Below are 18122 nucleotides of genomic sequence, written 5' to 3'. Positions count from 1 at the left end.
ATCCGGCGTCAGATGACGTCGTCCGACAGCGCGATCGGATTGCCGAACCGGTGGTTCGTGATCGAGATCGACTGCTCGCGGAGGAACGGCAGCAGCTCCACGCGGCCCGAGGGGGTGACGGGGTTCGCGAAGATCGCGACGTCCGGAGCGCCGCCGAGTGCCTCGGCGAGCGCCGACGCGAGCGGGATCCTCGACCCGTCGGCCCGCTGCAGCGGGATCGGCTTGCCGGTGCTGCCGCGCGTCAGGCCGGTGACCACGTCGGTGAAGGAGCGTGTCGCGTTCCGCGCGTCGACGGTCGCCGCCGTGTCCGGCCCGACCGAGGGCCCGGTCCGGCCCTGCGGACCGGCGAAGGCGTCGACCCGGTCCGACACGATGTCGCCGACGATGCGGATGCGCGACGCCGTGATGCGCCCGGCCGCCGCGCGCGCCAGCCACTGCGCGTCGGACTCCACGACCACCTTCGGCACCAGTCCGGCCATCTCGGCCAGCTCGTCGCCGCCGAGCATCTCGAGCACGCGCGGCGGCAGCGGGATCGACGTCGAGATGTCCATCCGCGACCGCGTCAGCAGGCCCGCGGCCACCACCCGGAGCAGCTCCCCCAGGTCGCCGCCGTCGGCCAGGCGCAGCGCGATCGGCACCCGCAGGTAGCGGAACAGGTTCCGCTCCACGCCGATCTTCGAGATGTCCGTCACCACTCCGAACTCCGTCGACCAGGCCAGCTGGTCCGAGAGCGCGGAGCGGCGCAGCAGGTCGAACTGCTCGTACTGCAGCGACGACTGCGCGGCCTCGATGAACTGGCGGGCGCGGTCGTCCAGTCCGCGCAGGTGCAGCGTCGAGGACGGGCGGGCGGGCGAGGGCTTCCACGACCCGAGGCCGATCAGGTGGTTCGGGCCGCCCGCCTTCGAGCCGCCGCCGACCGACGAGCGCTTCCAGCCGCCGAAGGGCTGCCTGCGCACGATCGCGCCGGTGATCCCGCGGTTGACGTACAGGTTGCCCGCCTCGACCGAGTCGAGCCAGAGGGCGAGCTCGTCGGAGTGCAGGGAGTGCAGCCCGGCGGTCAGCCCGTAGTCGGTCGCGTTCTGCATCCGGATCGCGTCCTCGAGCGTCATCGCGTGCATGATCCCGAGCACCGGTCCGAAGAACTCGGTGAGGTGGAAGTAGCTGTTCTCGCCGACCCCCTCGCGGACGCCCGGCGACCAGAGCCGGCCCGTGCCGTCCAGGCGGCGCGGCTCGACGAGCCAGGACTCCCCGCCGCCGAGGGTGGTGAGCGCGTGGGCGAGCTTGCCGGTCGGCGCCTCGATCAGCGGGCCCATCGCCGCCGCGGGGTCGTCGGGGTACCCGACGCGGAGCGACGTGACCGCGTCGACGAGCTGCGCGCGGAACCGCTTCGAGCGGGCGACCGAGCCCACGAGGATCACCAGCGAGGCGGCCGAGCACTTCTGGCCCGCGTGGCCGAAGGCGCTCCTCACGATGTCGGCCACCGCGAGGTCGTAGTCGGCGTGCGGAGTGACGACGATCGCGTTCTTCCCGCTCGTCTCGGCGACCAGCGGCAGATTCGGGCGCCAGGAGCGGAAGAGCTTCGCGGTGTCGTACGAGCCGGTGAGGATCACGCGGTCGACCAGCGGATCGGTGACGAGGGCGCGGCCGAGGGACTCCTCGTCGAGGTCGACGAGGGCGAGCAGGTCCTGCGGGACCCCGGCGTCCCACAGCGCCTCGACCAGGACGGCGGCCGAGCGGCGGGCCTGCGGGGCGGGCTTCAGCACGACTCCGGACCCCGCGGCGAGCGCCGCGAGCACCGAGCCGGCCGGGATCGCCACCGGGAAGTTCCACGGCGGTGCGACGACGGTGACCCGGGCGGGCACGAACGTGGCACCGGTGATCGCGTCGAGCTCGCGCGCCCGGGTCGCGTAGTAGTGCGCGAAGTCGATCGCCTCCGAGACCTCGGGATCGCCCTCGGCGAGGGTCTTGCCCGTCTCGGAGGCCATGACCTCGAGCAGGCGGTCGCGGTTGGCGGCGATCGCGAGCCCCGCGCGGTCCAGGATCGCGGCGCGGTCGTAGCCCAGGCGCTCTCCCCAGCGCTCGGCGCGGCGGCCGACCGCGCGCAGGAGCTCCTGCAGCGCCTCGGGCGAGGTGATCCGCGCGGCGTCGGCGGTCGCGGTGCCGATCGTCGAGGCGGCGATCCGGTCGGTGATCAGGCGGGCCCAGCGGCGGTTGCCGGGCAGGGACGGATCCGTGTCCGGCTCGTTGCGGAAGCCAGCGGTCGCCGCGGCGGCACTCGATCCTCGGCTGAGCCCGAGCACGGCCTGGGTCAGCCCCTCCGCCGCCGGATCCAGCGCGTGCTCGCCCGCGCCCGCGTGCTCCTGCACGAGGCGCAGTCCCGAGCCGGAGGACCATTCGCGCAGTCGGTCCTGGGTGCGGTTCGGACGCGGCACGCGGTCGTCGAGCGCCTCGAGCGAGACGCGGAAGCGCTCGAGCTCGCGCTGGAACACGGCCTCGTCCTCGAGCTCGAACACCGCCGAGAGGAAGTTCTCGGGGCTCGAGTTCTCCTCCAGGCGCCGGATGAGGTACGAGATCGCGACGTCGAACTCGCCCGGGTGGACGACGGGCGTGTAGAGCAGCAGGCGCCCGACGTCCTCGCGGATCGCGCGCGCCTGTCCCGTCGCCATGCCCAGCAGCATCTCGATGTCGACCGCGTCGACCACTCCGCGGTCGTTCGCGAGGAGCCAGGCGAACGCGACGTCGAAGAGGTTGTGCCCCGCCACTCCGATCCGCACCGCGTCGGTGCGCTCCGGGTCGAGCGCCCACTCGAGCACGCGCTTGTAGTTCGTGTCGGCCTCGGCCTTGCTGCCGACCGTCGCGAGCGGCCAGTCGTGGATCGCCGCATCGACCCGCTCCATCGGCAGGTTCGCGCCCTTCACGACGCGCACCTTGATCGGCGCTCCGCCCCGGGCCCGCCGGGCGGCGGCCCAGGAGGTGAGCCGCTGCAGCACGCCGAGGGCGTCGGGGAGGTAGGCCTGGAGCACGATGCCGGCCTCGAGCTCGAGGAGGTTCGGGTGGTCGAGCAGGCGCTGGAAGACGGCGACCGTCAGGTCGAGGTCGCGGTACTCCTCCATGTCGAGGTTGATGAAGGTGGGGGTCGGGCTCATCGCCGCGGCCTCGTAGAGCGGAGTCAGCCGCTCGACGACCCGCTCGACGGCGTCCTCGAACGCCCACATCGACAGCTGGCTCGCGATGCTCGAGACCTTGATGCTGACGTAGTCGACGTCTTCGCGCTCGAGGAGCCTCCGGGTGCCCTCGAGCCTGCGCAGCGCCTCGCGCTCGCCGAGCACCGCCTCGCCGAGGAGGTTCAGGTTCAGCCGGTCGCCGCCCTCGCGCAGCTTCGCGATCGAGGCGCCGAGCCGGGCGTCGGAGGCGTCGACGACCAGATGCGCGACGAGCTGCCGCAGCACGCGCCGCGCCGCCGGCACGACGACCCACGGGAGCACGGGTCCGACCGCTCCCCCGGTGGCGACGGCCGCGCGCAGCCAGGAGGGGAGGAACGCGGGGGTCCTGGAGGTGAGCGCCGACAGGTTCTCCGCGGCGACCGAGACGTCCTCCGGTCGTGCGACGCCGTCGACGAAGCCGACGGTGAAGTCGAGGCCGTCGGGGTCCTGCAGCACACCGGCGAGTCGCAGCGCGGCCGGATCGGGCTCGAAGGCGCGGCTGCGCTCGAGCCAGCGCCGCGCCAGCGTCTCGACGCGCACGATCATCGGCTCGGGGTCGTTCCCGGGTACGGCTGGGGACTCCGACTGCTCCATGCCACGAGGCTATGCCCGAGTCGGCATGCAGGCGGTGCGTGTCGTCGCGCCTCTGGGAAGACTCCCGAACCCGGGCCCGTCCGGTGGACGCCGGAGCGGGCGCGCGGGACGATGGGCGCACCCGACCGCTCCCGCTCCTGATCGGAGATCCGATGGATCCGCTGCCCGTCCCGCAGGGCGCGATGATCGCCGCCCAGGCCCTCATCGACAGCACCGCCGCGTTCGACGGGGAGGCGACCGGGCCGATGAACCGCGCCGTGCTCGAGCGCGCCCTCAGCCCCATCGAGGAGGGCGTGGTCGACCTCGACGGCGTGGTCGTGCCGACGGCGTCCGATGTCGCCGGCGCCTCCGTCATCTGCCTGACCTGGCTGACCGGCCGGCTCGCGGAGTCGAGCGGACGCTCCACGGAGGAGATCCTGTTCTCCCTCCGCGAGTTCGTCGCGGAGGCGCTGCGCACCGACGACGCCTGAGCGGCTCCGGACTCGCGCCCCGCCGCCGGGCCGACCACACTGGCCTGCATGGCGCGAAGCACAGCCCGACGCGATCGGCACCGTCCCCGCGACGCTCAGGTCCGCGAGCGCAGCGGCACCGCGCCGGGTCCCCGCACCCCGCTCACCCCGTCCGACGCCGCGGTCGACGTGGTCGTCGTCGGCGCGGGGCACAACGGGCTCGTCGCCGCGGCCTACCTCGCGCAGGCGGGGCTCGACGTCCTCGTCCTCGAGCGGAGCGAGCACACGGGCGGCGCCGCCGTGTCCGAGTCCCCGTTCCGCGGCGTGGAGGCGCGGCTCAGCCGCTACTCGTACCTGGTGAGCCTCCTGCCGCGCGCGATCCTGGACGACCTGCGGATCGACGTGCCACTCGTGCGCCGCCGCTACTCCTCCTACACGCCGGATCCCAGCGACCCGACGCGCGGCCTGCTGGTCGACACCCAGGACCGGGAGGCGACCGCCGCCTCCTTCGCCCGGCTGGGTTCGCCCGAGGACGCCGAGCCGTTCGCCGAGTTCTCGCGCCGCACCGGCCGGATGGCCGCGGCACTCTGGCCGACCCTCACCCAGCCGCTCCTGCGCCGGAGCGAGGCGCGGCGGCTGGTCGGCGACGACTCCGCCTGGCGCGCGATGATCGAACGGCCGATCGGCGAGGTCATCGAGCGGAGCATCGCGAACGACCTCGCGCGCGGCGTCCTGCTGACCGACGCGCTCATCGGCACCTTCGCGGGCGCCGCGGACGCGGACCTCGCGCAGAACCGCTGCCTGCTCTACCACGTGATCGGCCAGGGCACCGGCGACTGGGACGTCCCCGTCGGCGGGATGGGCTCCGTCTCGGGCGCCCTGGACCGGGCCGCGCGGGACGCCGGAGCGAGGATCCTGACCGGCGCCGAGGTGACCGCGATCGGGGCCGACGGCGAGGTCGTCTACCGCCGCGGTCCGCGCAGCCGCCGCGTCCGCGCTCGGCACGTGCTCTCGAACGTCGCGCCGTTCGTACTCGACGCCCTGATGGGCGGCACGTCCGGAGTCGGAGCGGAGCGCCCCGAGGGATCGCAGGTGAAGGTCAACCTGGTGCTGCGGCGCCTCCCGCGGCTGCGCGACGAGAGCGTCGCGCCCGAGGCGGCCTTCGGCGGCACCTTCCACGTGAACGAGGGCTGGGACGCGCTCGAGACCGCCCACACCGCGGCGGCGAAGGGGCGCACCCCCGAGCCGATCCCGTGCGAGATCTACTGCCACTCCCTCACCGACCCCTCGATCCTCTCGCCCGAGCTCGCCGCCTCGGGCGCGCACACCCTCACCGTCTTCGCCCTGCACACCCCCGATCGCTGGCTGACCGCCGAGAACAACGCGGCGACCCGCGAGCGCCTGCAGGAGGAGATCCTCGACTCGATCGACTCGGTGCTCGCCGAGCCGATCCGCGACCTGCTGCTGCGGGACGCCGACGGCGAGCCCTGCATCGAGACGCGCACCACGCACGACCTCGAGCAGAGCCTCGGCCTGCCCGGCGGCAGCATCTTCCATGGACCGCTGTCGTGGCCCTTCGCCGAGGACGACGACCCGCTCGACACCCCCGCCCAGCGCTGGGGCGTCGCGACCGCCCATCCCCGCGTCCTCGTCTGCGGAGCGGGAGCGCGTCGCGGCGGCGGCGTCTCGGGGCTCGGCGGGCACAACGCCGCGATGGCGGTGCTGGAGGAGCGCGGCGCGTAGACGTCACGGCCCGTTCAGTGGCCGCGGTGGTCCTGGATCGTCATCCGGGGGCCGTGGCGGGGCTTCCTCGCACCGCTGCAGCCGATCAGCCGGATGATGCGCTGACGGTGCCCGCGCCACGGCTCGAGCAGATCCAGCATGCCGTCGTCGTCGACGCCCAGCCGCCCCGTCAGAGCGAAGCCCACGGCAGCGGCGAGGTGGTAGTCGCCGACGCTGACCGCGTCGGGATCGCCGTGCGCCCGCATCATGACCTCGGCCGCCGTCCAGACGCCGATGCCGGGGACCGAGCGCAGCCGCGACTCGACCTCCGCTCCCCCGCGGCCGAGCGAGAGGGTGCGCTCGAGGCCCGGAGCGACGAGCGCGGCGGTCAGCAGCGTGCGCGAGCGCCGCGGATCGACGCCGGCGCGGTGCCACTCCCACGAGGGGATGCGGCGCCACTGCTCGACCGTGGGCGCCACGTGGAGGGCGACGGGGCCCGGAGCGACCTCGCCGTAGCGGCGCACGAGCGTGCGGTAGGCGCGCCACGCCTCCGTGCTGGTGACCTTCTGCTCGAGGATCGAGGGCGCCAGCATCTCGAACACCAGCCCGGCGCGGGCGAGCCGCAGGCCCTCGACCCGGCGCAGCACCTCGGCGAGCGGTTGGTGGGAGGAGAGGTCGAGCCCGCTCCAGTCGTCGCCGTGACCCAGCAGCTCCGGCACCTGGTCGATCAGCCACTCGGCGCCCTCGCCCCAGGCGCGAGCGTGCACGGCGCCGTCCGCCGCCTGCACGAGGTGGAGGGTGCCCGCGCCCCGGGGCGTGCGGAACGCCTTCCAGAACCCGGAGGCGTCGATCAGCATCGTCGGGTCGCCCGTGCCGCGCAGCAGCGTCCGCACGGTGAGCGCGAGGCTCACCGGCACGGCCGGCGCGTAGACCGTGGCCCGGGCGGGCACGGGAGCGGGAGGGGCGGAGGTCACGCAGCGATGGTAATCGCGCCCTCCGACAGAGCCTCCGGGGGTGCATCGGGGCTCGCCTCGAAAGCGCCTCCGGCGACCCCGCCCGGCGTTCCTCCGGTGACAGGTCTTCGGAGCCGCGGCCCCGCCGGATTGGACCAGGACCGATGACCACATGCGCAATCTTTTCTCTCCGATTCCGCTGGTCAGAGGTGCATTCCCGGGCGTAGCTTCACGCTGTCGCGACGGCGCGTTGAGTCGTCCGGCATCCCGCCTATCACTGGAGATGCGCACATGTTCGACACTTCCTTCATCCGCAACGCGATCGTCAAGAGCTCGGAGACCGCTCTCGACCGTCGCCGCTTCTTCGAGGCCACCGGCATCGCCGGCCTGGGCATCGGAGCGGCCGCCCTCGCCGCCCCCGCGGCCTCCGCCGAGGAGGTCGCTGCCAGCGGCCCCAGCGACGCCTCGATCCTCAACTTCGCCCTCAACCTCGAGTACCTGGAGGCCGAGTTCTACCTCCGCGCCGTCTACGGCACCGGCCTCGGCGGCTCCGACGTGACCGGAAAGGGCACCCCCGGCGGCGTCATCGGCGGCCGTCCCGTGCAGTTCAAGACCCCGTGGCTCAAGAGCTTCGCCACCGAGGTCGCGAACGACGAGAAGGCGCACGTCAAGTTCCTCCGCGCCGCGCTGGGCACGGCCGCGGTCGCGCGCCCCGCGATCGACCTGAAGGCCAGCTTCAACGCCGCCGCAGCCGCGGCCGGCGTGATCCCGGCCGGCGGCACGTTCGACCCCTTCGCGAGCGAGGCCAACTTCCTGCTCGGCGCCTTCGTCTTCGAGGACGTGGGAGTGACGGCGTACAAGGGCGCCGCGCCGCTCATCCAGTCGAAGACGTACCTGGACGCCGCCGCAGGCATCCTCGCGGTGGAGGCGTACCACGCGGGCGCCATCCGCTCGGCCATCTACGCGGCCGACCTGTCCGACCCGGCGAACAAGCTCTCGAACGCGCGCGACAGCCTCGACGGCACGAGCGACCTCGACCAGGGAGTGAAGGTCGACGGGCAGACGAACATCGTCCCCACCGATAAGAACTCGATCGCCTTCAGCCGGACCCCCGGCGAGGTCCTGAACATCGTGTACCTCACCCCCAAGGCCTCGCGCGTCGGAGGATTCTTCCCCCGCGGCGTCAACGGCACCCTGAACACCAGCAAGGCCAACTAGCTCGGCACGCGACGGGCCCTTCCTCGAGGCGGCGAGGAGGGGCCCGTCGTCGCGTCCGGGACCCGGACCGGCGAGCGGGGTGCGCCGGTCGCTCCGTCGTCCTCTACTCTGAGCGGGTGAAGATCGGGATCCTGACCTCCGGGGGCGACTGCCCCGGCCTCAACGCCGTCATCCGCGGTGCCGTGTACAAGGGCATCAAGGTGTACGACCAGGAGTTCGTGGGCTTCCGCGGCGGCTGGCGAGGGGTGGTCGACGGCGATCTGATGCCGCTCGAGCGCTCCGACATCCAGGGCATCGCGAAGCAGGGCGGCACGATCCTCGGCACGAGCCGGACGAACCCCTTCGAGGGCCCCAACGGCGGCCCCGACAAGATCGCCGCGATGATGGAGAGCAACGGCATCGACTCGATCATCGCGATCGGCGGCGAGGGCACCCTCGCCGCGGCGAAGCGACTGACCGACGCGGGCCTCAAGATCGTCGGCGTCCCGAAGACCATCGACAACGACCTGGGCGCCACCGACTACACCTTCGGCTTCGACACCGCCGTCGGCATCGCGACCGACGCGATGGACCGCCTCCGCACCACCGGCGACTCGCACGGTCGCTGCATGGTGGCCGAGGTCATGGGCCGCCACGTCGGCTGGATCGCGCTGCACTCCGGCATGGCCGCGGGCGCGCACGTCATCCTCATCCCCGAGAAGCGCACCTCGATCGACCAGATCGTCGAGTGGGTGCAGAGCGCGCAGGACCGAGGGCGCGCCCCGCTCGTCGTCGTCGCCGAGGGCTTCTCCCTCGACACCATGGACGACGCCCACTCCGAGCGCGGGCTCGACGCCTTCGGCCGCCCGCGCCTGGGCGGCATCGGCGAGATGCTCGCCCCGATGATCGAGGAGCGCACGGGCATCGAGACCCGCGCGACCACGCTCGGCCACATCCAGCGCGGAGGAACGCCCACGGCGTTCGACCGGGTCCTCGCGACCCGCCTGGGCATGGCCGCGATCGACTCCGTCGTCGCCGAGCACTGGGGCCGGATGGTCGCCCTGCGCGGCACGGACATCTACCACGTCGGCTTCGCCGAGGCCCTCGGCACCCTCAAGACCGTCCCGGACGCCCGGTACGAGGAGGCGCGCACGCTCTTCGGCTGAGCGGCGCGCCCCTCGGGCGACTCAGCCCTTCGCACCGTCCGGCGTCGCCGTGGCGACGATCTGCGCGCGGCCCAGCGTGTGGAAGTGGACGTTGAAGCCCAGGATCGCGGGCGTCGACTCCGGATCGAGGTCGAGCCGCTCGACGTCGAGAGCGTGCACGACGAAGAAGTAGCGGTGCTCGCGGTCCGGCGGTGCCGCTCCGATGAACTGGCGCAACCGCATCTCGTTGGGCAGCGTCTGCGCCCCGGGCGGCAGGAGCTCGAAGCCGGCGGCGCCGGCGCCGGTCGGCAGCTCGGCCGTGTCGGCGGGCAGGTTGTAGAGCGCCCAGTGCCAGAAGCCGGAGCCGGTCGGCGCATCGGGATCGAAGACCGTCACGGCGAAGCTCTTCGTCTCCTCGGGCGCTCCCGACCAGGCCAGGTGCGGCGAGACGTCCTCGCCGCCCGAGCCCTCGCCGTAGTGGCGGGGATCCAGCGGGGCGCCGTCGGTGATGTCGTCGCTGGTCAGCGCGAAGGACGGCACCTCCCCGAGGCGGGCGTAGGGGTCGTAGTTCCAGTCGGACATCGGGTTCTCCGTTCGGACGGGGCGACCCGCGATCGCGGGCCCTCTCCAGCGTACGAACGCCCGCGACGAGGGCCAGGGCTTGCGGAGCGGGTGCTCAGGAACCGAGGTAGCGGCCGGGCCGGTGGTTGAAGGCGAGCACGAGGTTGAGCACCACGACGCCCGCGGCCGAGATCAGCACGTTCACCGGCGGCACGACGAGCAGCGCCGCGACCACCACGCACGCGTCCAGCGCCATCATCACGTAGCCGGCCCGCCAGCCGAGCCGCTCCTGCGCGATCAGCGCGACGATGCTGAAGCCGCCCAGGCTCGAGCCGTGCCGGAAGAGGATCAGCAGCCCGATGCCCGCGAGCACGTCGCCCGTGATCACTCCGTAGACCGGCTCGATGCTGAGGGTGCCGAAGGCGAGCGGGTGCAGCCCCGCCAGCACCGAGACGAGCACGATCGAGAACATGGTGCGCAGGGTGAAGCGCCAGCCCTTCTTCCACAGCGACAGCGCGAGGAACGGGATGTTGACGACCACCAGGATGACGCCGAACGGGATCGGCAGCGGATAGCCCAGCAGCAGCGCGAGCCCCGCGGTGCCGCCCGTCACCGCCTCGCTCGCGCGCAGGAGGAACAGGCCCAGCGAGACGACGAACGCCCCGGTCACGAGTCCGAAGACGTCCTCGATCCGGGAGTGCGGCACGGTGGCGGAGGCGTCGGTCACCCGCCGATGCTGCCACAGCCGTGTTGCGGAGCCGTTTCGCGCGGTGGCGACGCCTCGTAGGATGTGCCGGTGCTGCCGAAGATCCTGCTGTTCTACCGCTTCGTGCCGCTCGCCGACCCCGAGGCGATCCGCCTGTGGCAGCGCGAGCTGTGCGAGTCGCTCGGGCTGCGCGGTCGGCTGATCGTCTCGAAGGACGGCCTGAACGGCACACTCGGCGGCGAGATGGGCGCGCTGAAGAAGTACGCCCGCCGGACGAAGGAGCATCCCGCGTTCCGCGGCATGGACGTGAAGTGGAGCGCCGGCACCGGGCTCGACGAGGACGGCGCCAGCCTCGACTTCCCCGGTCTCTCGGTCAAGGTGCGCGACGAGATCGTCTCGTTCGGCGCACCCGACGAGCTGCGGGTCGACGAGGACGGCGTCGTCGGCACCGGGACGAGGCTGCAGCCCGACGAGCTCGACGCGCTGGTCGCCGAGCGCGACGACGTCGTCTTCTTCGACGGCAGGAACTCCTTCGAGGCCGAGATCGGCCGCTTCGACGGCGCGGTCGTCCCGGGGGTCGCGAGCACGCGCGACTTCGTCGAGCAGCTCGACTCCGGGGTCTACGACCACCTCAAGGGGCGCCCGATCGTGACGTACTGCACCGGAGGCATCCGCTGCGAGGTGCTCTCGAGCCTGATGACCGCGCGCGGATTCGGCGAGGTGTACCAGCTCGACGGCGGGATCGTCCGCTACGGCGAGGCGCGACGCGACTCCGGACTCTGGCGCGGAGCGCTCTACGTCTTCGACGGCCGCGGCTCGCTGACCTTCTCGCCCGACGCCGAGGTGCTGGGGCGCTGCGCCGGCTGCGCCGCGCCGACCAGCCGGATGCGCAACTGCCTCGACCCCTCCTGCCGCACGCAGCTGGTGGTCTGCGGGGAGTGCGACGTCCTCGCCTGCGCGGCGCACGAGGGGGCCTCTAGGGTCGGGGCATGAGCATCGAAGCGCGCGGACGCACCCTCGTCGACCTCCACACCGACCCCGAGCTGCTGAGCGTGGTGAACGTCTGGGACGCCGTCTCGGCGACCACGATCGCCGCGCTCCCCGCGACCCGGGCGCTCGCCACCGCGAGCCACTCCATCGCCGCGTCCTTCGGCTACGAGGACGGCGAGCGGATCCCGCTGGACCTGCACCTGGGCGTGATCGCGCGCATCGTCGCCGCGGTCGAGGTCCCCGTCTCGGCCGACCTCGAGGCGGGCTACGGCGACGCCGGCGAGACCGTCCGCCGGGCGATCGAGGTGGGCGTCGTCGGCGCGAACCTCGAGGACCAGGCGAAGCCGCTCCCGGAGGCTCTGCGTGCCGTCGAGAAGGCGGTCGCGGCGGCCGAGGCCGAGGCGGTGCCCTTCGCGCTGAACGCCCGGACCGACGTGTTCCTGCGCGCAGGCGAGCGGAACCGCTCCGAGGTGCTCGCGGACGCCGTCGAGCGCGGCCGCGCCTACCTCGACGCCGGGGCCACCTGCTTCTTCGTGCCGGGACTCCTCCAGGACGCCGAGATCGAGGCGCTCGTCGCCGCGCTCGGCCGGCAGCGGATCAGCGTGATCGGCATCCCCGGGTCGCAGTCCCCCGCACGCTTCGAGGAGCTTGGCGTCGCCCGCATCTCGTACGGGCCGTGGACGCAGCGCGTGGCGCTGACCGCCCTGCAGGACGCGGCGAGCGCGCTCTACGCGGGCGGCTCGCTGCCCGAGGGGACGCGCGCGCTGAACTGAGCGATCGGGCGGACTGAGTGATCGGGCGGGACGGCGACCGCCTCCCGGGCGTAGCGTGGGCCCATGTACCGAGCCATCGTCGTCGAGCAGCATGACGCCTCCGACACCGACACCCCGAACCGCGCCGCGCTGATCGAGCGCGACGAACCCGATCGGTCGCACGGCGACGTGGTGATCGCGGTGGAGTACTCGAGCGTCAACTACAAGGACGCCCTCGCGCTCGCCGGGCGGCCCGGAGTCGTCCGCCGACCGCCGCTGGTGGCCGGGATCGACCTCGTCGGCACCGTCGAGTACGCGGACGGCACGGCGGCCGAGCGCTTCGACTCCGGCGACCGGGTCGTGCTCACCGGCGCCGGCCTCGGCGAGCGCGTGGACGGCGGGCTCGCCGAGCGCGCCCGGGTCGACTCCGCCTCGCTGCTGCGTCTGCCGGGGGCGATCTCGTCGGCCCGGGCCGGCGCGATCGGCACGGCCGGTTTCACCGCGATGCTGGCGGTGCTCGCACTCGAGAGGCACGGCGTCCGCCCCGGCTCCGGTCCCGTCCTGGTCACCGGCGCGGCCGGAGGGGTCGGCTCCCTCACCGTGGCCCTGCTCGCGCGCCTCGGCCACGAGGTCGTGGCGTCGTCGGGTCGAGCGGTCGAGGAGGGCGACTTCCTGCGCCGCCTCGGGGCCGCCGAGGTGATCGACCGCGCGGAGCTGCAGGAGGCGGGGAAGCCGCTGCAGTCCGAGCGCTGGGCAGGGGCGGTCGACTCCGTCGGCTCGCGCACGCTCGCGAACGTGCTCGCGCAGACCCGCTGGGGCGGCGCCGTCGCCGCGTGCGGACTCGCGCAGGGAGCCGACCTGCCGACGACCGTGATGCCGTTCATCCTGCGCGGAGTGACGCTCGCGGGCGTCAACTCGGTCGAGGCGCCGCGGAAGCTCCGCGAGGAGGCCTGGCGCCGGCTGGCGCACGACCTCGACCTCGAGCTGCTGGACGGGCTCACCTCGACGGTGTCGCTGAGCGGCGCGCTCGACATCGCCGGGGACGTCCTCGCCGGGAAGGTGCGCGGGCGCACGCTCGTCGACGTGCGGGCCTGATCCTCCGGCTCCCGATCGCACCGCGGCCGGTAACCGCGTCGAAACAGCGTCTGCGTAGGGTCGGCCCATGACCGCAGTCGACAAGAGCGCCGCCGGACTGGGCGAGCGCCAGTACCACATCGGGGTCGCACCGGGAGAGGTCTCGACCGTCGCCCTCCTCCCGGGCGACCCGTTCCGCGTCCCGATGATCGCCGAGTTCCTCGAGGACGTGCGCGAGGTCGCGCACAACCGCGAGCACCTCACGATGACGGGGACCTACAAGGGCCACCCGATCACCGCGACGAGCACCGGGATGGGCTGCCCCTCGACCGCGATCGCGGTGGAGGAGCTCGCGCGGGTCGGGGTGACCTCGTTCATCCGCGTCGGGAGCTCGGCAGCGACGCAGCGCGGCATCGAGCCGGGCGCGCTGCTGGTGAGCGAGGGGACGCTGCGCAACGACGGCACGACCGCGGCGTACGCGCATCCGGGTTTCCCCGCGGTGCCCGACCTGGCGCTCACCTCGGCGCTGCTGGAGGCCACGCGGGGGATCGGCGACCGGGAGGGAGTGCCGGTGCACTCCGGCATCAACGCGAGCGACGACGCGTTCTACGCCGAGACTCCCGAGTGGATCGCGACGCTCGAGCGGCACGGGGTGCTGAACGTCGAGATGGAGTCGAGCGCGCTGTACGTCGTCGCACGGCTGCGGGGGCTCCGGGCGGGCATGGTCTGCGCGTGCTCCAGCAACCTGGTCGACGGAGCGAGCCTCTACTCGGGCACGAAGGACCGGCTCGCGCAGGGCTGGCGACTGAGCATCGAGGCCGCACTCGAGACGGCGGTGCGGCTGAAGCTCTGAGGGCCGCTCGCGAGGCCGGAGCCGCTACTCGGCGGCCTCGGTGGCTCCGCTCGGCTCTGCGGAGGCGTGACCGACGGAGGAGTCGGGGCGCGGGGTGCGGGCGCGGGGCTTCGGGGCGGGCTTCTCCGGGGCGGGCGCCTCGGACGGCTCCGCGGAGGGCTTCGCCGTCGCCGGCTTCTTCGCAGCGGGCTTCCTCGTCGCGGCCGGCTTCTTCGCGGGCGCCTCCTCCTCCCCGATCGCCTCGGCCACGGCGGACGTCTCGGCCACCGCCTGCTGCGTGTCGAGCGACGCGTCCTCGGCGGGCGAGGCGGGCGGCACGGCCGGACGGTCGTCGTCGGCCGCGCCGACGGCCTCGGTCTCGCGGGCCGTGGCGGAGTCGTCGACCGCGGCGAGCCGGGCGGCGGCCTGCTCCGCCACCTCGGGCACCACGACCAGGTCGTCCGTCTCGATGATCGGGATCGCCGCCGTCGTCGGCCCGAGCTGCAGGGCCGCGATGAGCTCGGGAGCGTGCTTCGTGCTGATGATGAGGCGCGACCAGTCCTCGTCGACGAGGTCGAGCACGACGGCCGACGCGGTGCGCTTGATGAGCAGGAAGTCCTTGCCGCCGTGGAACTTCCACGTGCCGGCGGCGATGGTCAGCGGCACGGCGGTGCCCGGGGCGCGGATGCCGCGGACCCAGATCCAGGGATCCTCGGTGACGGTCGCGGAGCGGATGCTCGATCGGTCGATCACGACGTCGCCGCGGTGGAAGGCGAGCAGCCGCTCGGCCCTCGTCAGGCGCAGTTCGAGGCGGTCGGGGAGCACGGTCACGACGGGCATGCCTCTAGTCTGCCCCGAGTCGCGGTGCCGTCGGGGGAACGGATCGTGCGGCCGGTGCGACCATGGTGGGATGCCGATGGACCAGGAGGAGCTGCGCCGGCTCGACGCGCTGCTCGCCGAGCGCCAGGCCCAGGCGCGCAGCGAGGCCGTCCGGCTCGACGAGGCGCTGGCCGAGCTGCTGCTCGCGCGCGGCGACGGCACGGCCGACGACGAGCACGATCCCGAGGGCACCCCGCTCTCGGCGGAGTGGTCGCGGATGGCCGGAGTGCGCGACGCTCTGACGCGGTCCGAGCGCGAGCTGGCCGACGCCCGCCGCCGGGTCGGGCAGGGGGCCTACGGCGACTGCCTCCGCTGCGGTCGGCCGATCGGGGCCGACCGCCTCGCCGCCCGCCCGACGGCCGAGCTCTGCATCGACTGCGCCCGCCTCGCCGAGCGCGCCCGCTGACCCTCGAGCGCGGGCCACGGATCTGAGGGCGTGCACAGACGGCGGCTCGGGGAAGCGCGGCTGCGTCTGCGAGAGTTCGGAGGTTGTGCCGCCGTGCCCCCGCGGCCCGTCGCCCCCTCCGCGCTCCCCCTCCGCTCGAAAGGCCCCTCCCATGACCGAGACGTCGACCGATCGCGGCGCGACCGGCGCCCCTCCCGCCCCCGACCGGCGCGCGTGGCGCTCGCTGGTCGTCCTGCTGGCGGGCATGTTCATCGCGCTGCTCGACACCACGATCGTCAACGTCGCGCTGCCGACCATCCGCACCACCCTCGACGCCTCCGAGTCGACGCTGTCGTGGATCATCTCGGGCTACGCGCTCGCGTTCGGGCTCGCCCTCATCCCCTCCGGGCGCCTCGGCGACCGCTTCGGCCACAAGTGGGTCTTCGTCAGCGGAGTCGCGCTGTTCACTGTCGCGAGCTTCGCCTGCGGACTCGCCGCCGACGACCTGCAGCTCGTCATCGCGCGCGTCGTGCAGGGCCTCGCCGGCGGCATGTTCGTGCCGGCCGTCAACGCGTACATCCAGCTGCTCTTCCGCGGACCCGCTCGCGGCAAGGCCTTCGCGATCATGGGCGCCGTCCTCGGCGTCTCGTCGGCGCTCGGGCCGATCATCGGCGGACTGATCATCCAGGCGTTCGGTGACGAGAACGGCTGGCGCCTGGTCTTCTGGGTCAACCTGCCGATCGGCATCGTGACGCTGATCGCCGCGGCCCGCCTGCTCCCCGCCCGCCGCGAGCTCGAATCGGGCGATCGCGCACCGAGCGGAGGTGTCGACTGGCTCGGACTGGTGCTCGTGTCGGGCGGTCTGGTCGCCCTCCTCGTGCCGCTCATCCAGGGCGAGGACGAGGGCTGGCCGCTCTGGACGATCCTCTCGATCGTCGGCGGAGTCGTCCTGCTCGCGGCGTTCGGCGCCTGGGAGGTCCTGTACGTCCGCCGCGGCCGCACTCCGCTCGTGCCCCCGTCGCTGTTCCGGCACCCCGCCTTCACCGGCGGCGTGATCCTGGCGCTGGTCTACTTCGCGGCCTTCACGAGCATCTTCTTCACCATCTCGCTGCTCTGGCAGTCGGGCCTCGGGCACACGGCGCTCGAGTCGGGGCTCGTCTCGATCCCCTTCGCGATCGGCAGCATCATCAGCTCGTCGCAGAGCAACCGGATGACCGCGCGGCTCGGCCGCAACGTCCTCGTCATGGGCAGCGGTCTCCTCGCGATCGGCCTCGCCTGGGTGTGGCTCGTGCTCCTCACCGCGACTCCCGACTCGATCACCAACTGGCAGCTGCTCGCTCCGCTGCTGATCGCCGGGCTCGGCAACGGCTTCTTCATCGCCCCGAACGTCCAGTTCATCGTCGCGACCGTCGACCCGCAGGACGCGGGAGCGGCGAGCGGAGTGATCTCGGCCATCCAGCGCATCGGCTCGGCCGTCGGCATCGCCGTGATCGGCAGCGTGCTGTTCGGCGGGCTCGTCATCACCGGGCCGGACACCGTGGCGTCCGGATTCCTCGACGCCGCGGCGCCCGCCATGCTGCTCAGCACGCTGATGGCGATCGCGGCCTTCGCCCTGGTGTTCGTGCTGCCGAAGTCGGTCTCGCGCCGCTGAGACCGGAGGGGGCGGCTCGCGCCGTCCCCTCTACGGGCGTGCGGCCGCCGCCGCCTTCGCCGCGGCCGGCAGCGCGCCGACGATGCGGTCGATCGCCGCGTCGTCGTGCGCGGCCGAGACGAACCAGGCCTCGAACACCGACGGCGGGAGCGAGACCCCCGAGTCCAGCATCGAGTGGAAGAACGCCGGGTACCGGAACGCCTCCTGCGCCTGCACCTCGGCGTAGTCGCGGACGGGCCGGCCGAGGTCGGTGAAGACGAAGCTGAACAGGTTGCCCGCCGTCTGGACCGTGTGCGCCACGCCCTCGGCCGACAGCGCCGCGGACACCTCGCGCTGGAGCGTCGCCGCGGTCGCGTCGAGAGCGGCGTAGACCGCGTCGTCGGCGAGCTGCAGGGTGCGGATGCCCGCTGCGACGGCCACCGGGTTCCCCGACAGCGTCCCCGCCTGGTACACGGGGCCCAGCGGAGCGAGGTGGTCCATCACGTCCGCGCGGCCGCCGAGCGCGGCGACCGGCATGCCGCCTCCGATGACCTTGCCGAACGTGTAGAGGTCGGCGCGGTACGGAGTCTCGGACGCCCGGTTCTCGAGCCCCCACCAGCCGCCGGCGCTCACCCGGAAGCCGGTGAGCACCTCGTCCATGATGAGCAGCGAGCCGTTCGCGTGCACCAGCTGGGCGAGGGCCGCGTTGAAGCCCGCCTCGGGTGCGACGACGCCCATGTTCGCGGCCGCGGCCTCGGTGACCACCGCGGCGATCTCGGAGCCGCGCTCGGCGAGGACGGCGCGCACGGCGTCGAGGTCGTTGTAGGGCAGGACGATGGTCTGCGCGGCCGTCGCGGCCGTCACTCCGGCCGAGGCGGGCAGCGACAGGGTCGCCAGACCCGAACCGGCGTCGGCCAGGAGGCCGTCGGAGTGGCCGTGGTAGTGGCCCGAGAACTTGATCAGCAGGTCGCGGCCGGTGACGCCCCGAGCGAGGCGGATCGCGGTCATCGTGGCCTCGGTGCCCGTCGAGACGAGCCGCAGCTTCTCGAT

General features: G+C 73.2%; 16 protein-coding genes. 10 read left to right on the top strand and 6 right to left on the bottom strand.

Annotation, left to right across the window (positions count from 1 at the left end):
• Positions 1-8: 8 nt before the first annotated feature.
• Entirely contained in the window at positions 9-3749 is a 3741-nt protein-coding gene (locus ASF46_RS03010; protein ID WP_200919685.1) for a bifunctional proline dehydrogenase/L-glutamate gamma-semialdehyde dehydrogenase, read from the bottom strand.
• Positions 3750-3949: 200 nt separating this feature from the next.
• Here ASF46_RS03010 and ASF46_RS03005 point away from each other — a divergent pair, with 200 nt between their 5' ends.
• Together ASF46_RS03005 and ASF46_RS03000 are read left to right on the top strand one after the other, a co-directional pair.
• Positions 3950-4267 (top strand): hypothetical protein, encoded by a 318-nt coding sequence (locus tag ASF46_RS03005; RefSeq protein ID WP_157602175.1) that lies wholly within the window; start codon positions 3950-3952, stop codon positions 4265-4267.
• 48 nt (positions 4268-4315) lie between these two features.
• Positions 4316-5989 carry a phytoene desaturase family protein gene (locus ASF46_RS03000; protein WP_082485190.1) on the top strand — a complete coding sequence of 558 codons (1674 nt, stop codon included), beginning with the start codon at positions 4316-4318 and terminating at the stop codon, positions 5987-5989.
• 14 nt (positions 5990-6003) lie between these two features.
• On the opposite strand, the gene ASF46_RS02995 is transcribed toward ASF46_RS03000, so the two are convergent.
• Entirely contained in the window at positions 6004-6942 is a 939-nt protein-coding gene (locus tag ASF46_RS02995; RefSeq protein WP_056866362.1) for a DNA-3-methyladenine glycosylase family protein, read from the bottom strand.
• 270 nt (positions 6943-7212) lie between these two features.
• Between ASF46_RS02995 and ASF46_RS02990 the strand changes: the two genes are divergently transcribed.
• Both ASF46_RS02990 and ASF46_RS02985 read left to right on the top strand, forming a co-directional pair.
• The gene (locus ASF46_RS02990; protein WP_056866361.1) at positions 7213-8139 is read left to right on the top strand and encodes a ferritin-like domain-containing protein; all 927 of its coding nucleotides are present in this window, start codon (positions 7213-7215) and stop codon (positions 8137-8139) included.
• 116 nt (positions 8140-8255) lie between these two features.
• Positions 8256-9284 (top strand): 6-phosphofructokinase, encoded by a 1029-nt coding sequence (locus tag ASF46_RS02985; RefSeq protein WP_056866360.1) that lies wholly within the window; start codon positions 8256-8258, stop codon positions 9282-9284.
• A 21-nt stretch (positions 9285-9305) separates the two neighbouring features.
• Here the strand turns inward: ASF46_RS02985 and ASF46_RS02980 are convergent, their stop codons facing one another.
• Together ASF46_RS02980 and ASF46_RS02975 are read right to left on the bottom strand one after the other, a co-directional pair.
• Positions 9306-9845 (bottom strand): YbhB/YbcL family Raf kinase inhibitor-like protein, encoded by a 540-nt coding sequence (locus tag ASF46_RS02980; protein ID WP_056866359.1) that lies wholly within the window; start codon positions 9843-9845, stop codon positions 9306-9308.
• A gap of 94 nt (positions 9846-9939) precedes the next feature.
• Entirely contained in the window at positions 9940-10551 is a 612-nt protein-coding gene (locus tag ASF46_RS02975) for a YitT family protein (protein ID WP_056866358.1), read from the bottom strand.
• A gap of 72 nt (positions 10552-10623) precedes the next feature.
• On the opposite strand from ASF46_RS02975, the gene ASF46_RS02970 reads away from it, so the two are divergent.
• The 4 genes from ASF46_RS02970 (at position 10624) to ASF46_RS02955 (ending at position 14199) form a co-directional block, all read left to right on the top strand.
• Positions 10624-11523: a rhodanese-related sulfurtransferase gene (locus ASF46_RS02970; RefSeq protein ID WP_235576902.1), complete on the top strand. Its 900-nt coding sequence runs from the start codon at positions 10624-10626 to the stop codon at positions 11521-11523.
• The gene (locus ASF46_RS02965) at positions 11520-12293 is read left to right on the top strand and encodes an isocitrate lyase/PEP mutase family protein (RefSeq protein WP_056866356.1); all 774 of its coding nucleotides are present in this window, start codon (positions 11520-11522) and stop codon (positions 12291-12293) included. Before ASF46_RS02970 ends, ASF46_RS02965 begins: the two co-directional genes overlap by 4 nt.
• Positions 12294-12356: 63 nt before the next feature.
• Entirely contained in the window at positions 12357-13367 is a 1011-nt protein-coding gene (locus ASF46_RS02960) for an MDR family oxidoreductase (RefSeq protein ID WP_056866355.1), read from the top strand.
• A gap of 67 nt (positions 13368-13434) precedes the next feature.
• The gene (locus ASF46_RS02955) at positions 13435-14199 is read left to right on the top strand and encodes a nucleoside phosphorylase (protein ID WP_056866354.1); all 765 of its coding nucleotides are present in this window, start codon (positions 13435-13437) and stop codon (positions 14197-14199) included.
• A gap of 24 nt (positions 14200-14223) precedes the next feature.
• Here the strand turns inward: ASF46_RS02955 and ASF46_RS19545 are convergent, their stop codons facing one another.
• A complete protein-coding gene (locus ASF46_RS19545; RefSeq protein ID WP_200919655.1) occupies positions 14224-15018 on the bottom strand; it encodes a hypothetical protein in 795 nt (264 codons plus the stop codon).
• Between the two features lie 70 nt (positions 15019-15088).
• Here ASF46_RS19545 and ASF46_RS02945 point away from each other — a divergent pair, with 70 nt between their 5' ends.
• Both ASF46_RS02945 and ASF46_RS02940 read left to right on the top strand, forming a co-directional pair.
• On the top strand, positions 15089-15463 hold the full coding sequence (locus tag ASF46_RS02945) for a TraR/DksA family transcriptional regulator (RefSeq protein WP_056866353.1): 375 nt from the start codon (positions 15089-15091) through the stop codon (positions 15461-15463).
• A gap of 151 nt (positions 15464-15614) precedes the next feature.
• Positions 15615-17093 (top strand): MFS transporter, encoded by a 1479-nt coding sequence (locus tag ASF46_RS02940; protein WP_056866352.1) that lies wholly within the window; start codon positions 15615-15617, stop codon positions 17091-17093.
• Positions 17094-17123: 30 nt separating this feature from the next.
• Here ASF46_RS02940 and ASF46_RS02935 read toward each other — a convergent pair.
• Positions 17124-18122 (bottom strand): glutamate-1-semialdehyde 2,1-aminomutase (locus ASF46_RS02935; protein ID WP_235576837.1); only part of this gene is annotated, 999 nt, incomplete at its 5' end.

Origin of the sequence: Rathayibacter sp. Leaf296, assembly GCF_001423045.1 — a bacterium.
In the GTDB taxonomy this organism is placed as follows: Bacteria; Actinomycetota; Actinomycetes; order Actinomycetales; family Microbacteriaceae; genus Rathayibacter; species Rathayibacter caricis.
Note: the sequence above shows the minus strand (reverse complement) of the source record. Positions and strands in the feature narration are given on the sequence as shown.

Coding starts and splice junctions, on each gene's coding strand:
- ASF46_RS03010 (WP_200919685.1), bottom strand. CDS start 3,749: ATGATCGTGCGCGTCGAGACGCTGGCGCGGCGCTGGCTCGAGCGCAGC.
- ASF46_RS03005 (WP_157602175.1), top strand. CDS start 3,950: ATGGATCCGCTGCCCGTCCCGCAGGGCGCGATGATCGCCGCCCAGGCC.
- ASF46_RS03000 (WP_082485190.1), top strand. CDS start 4,316: ATGGCGCGAAGCACAGCCCGACGCGATCGGCACCGTCCCCGCGACGCT.
- ASF46_RS02990 (WP_056866361.1), top strand. CDS start 7,213: ATGTTCGACACTTCCTTCATCCGCAACGCGATCGTCAAGAGCTCGGAG.
- ASF46_RS02980 (WP_056866359.1), bottom strand. CDS start 9,845: ATGTCCGACTGGAACTACGACCCCTACGCCCGCCTCGGGGAGGTGCCG.
- ASF46_RS02965 (WP_056866356.1), top strand. CDS start 11,520: ATGAGCATCGAAGCGCGCGGACGCACCCTCGTCGACCTCCACACCGAC.
- ASF46_RS02960 (WP_056866355.1), top strand. CDS start 12,357: ATGTACCGAGCCATCGTCGTCGAGCAGCATGACGCCTCCGACACCGAC.
- ASF46_RS02955 (WP_056866354.1), top strand. CDS start 13,435: ATGACCGCAGTCGACAAGAGCGCCGCCGGACTGGGCGAGCGCCAGTAC.
- ASF46_RS19545 (WP_200919655.1), bottom strand. CDS start 15,018: ATGCCCGTCGTGACCGTGCTCCCCGACCGCCTCGAACTGCGCCTGACG.
- ASF46_RS02945 (WP_056866353.1), top strand. CDS start 15,089: ATGCCGATGGACCAGGAGGAGCTGCGCCGGCTCGACGCGCTGCTCGCC.
- ASF46_RS02940 (WP_056866352.1), top strand. CDS start 15,615: ATGACCGAGACGTCGACCGATCGCGGCGCGACCGGCGCCCCTCCCGCC.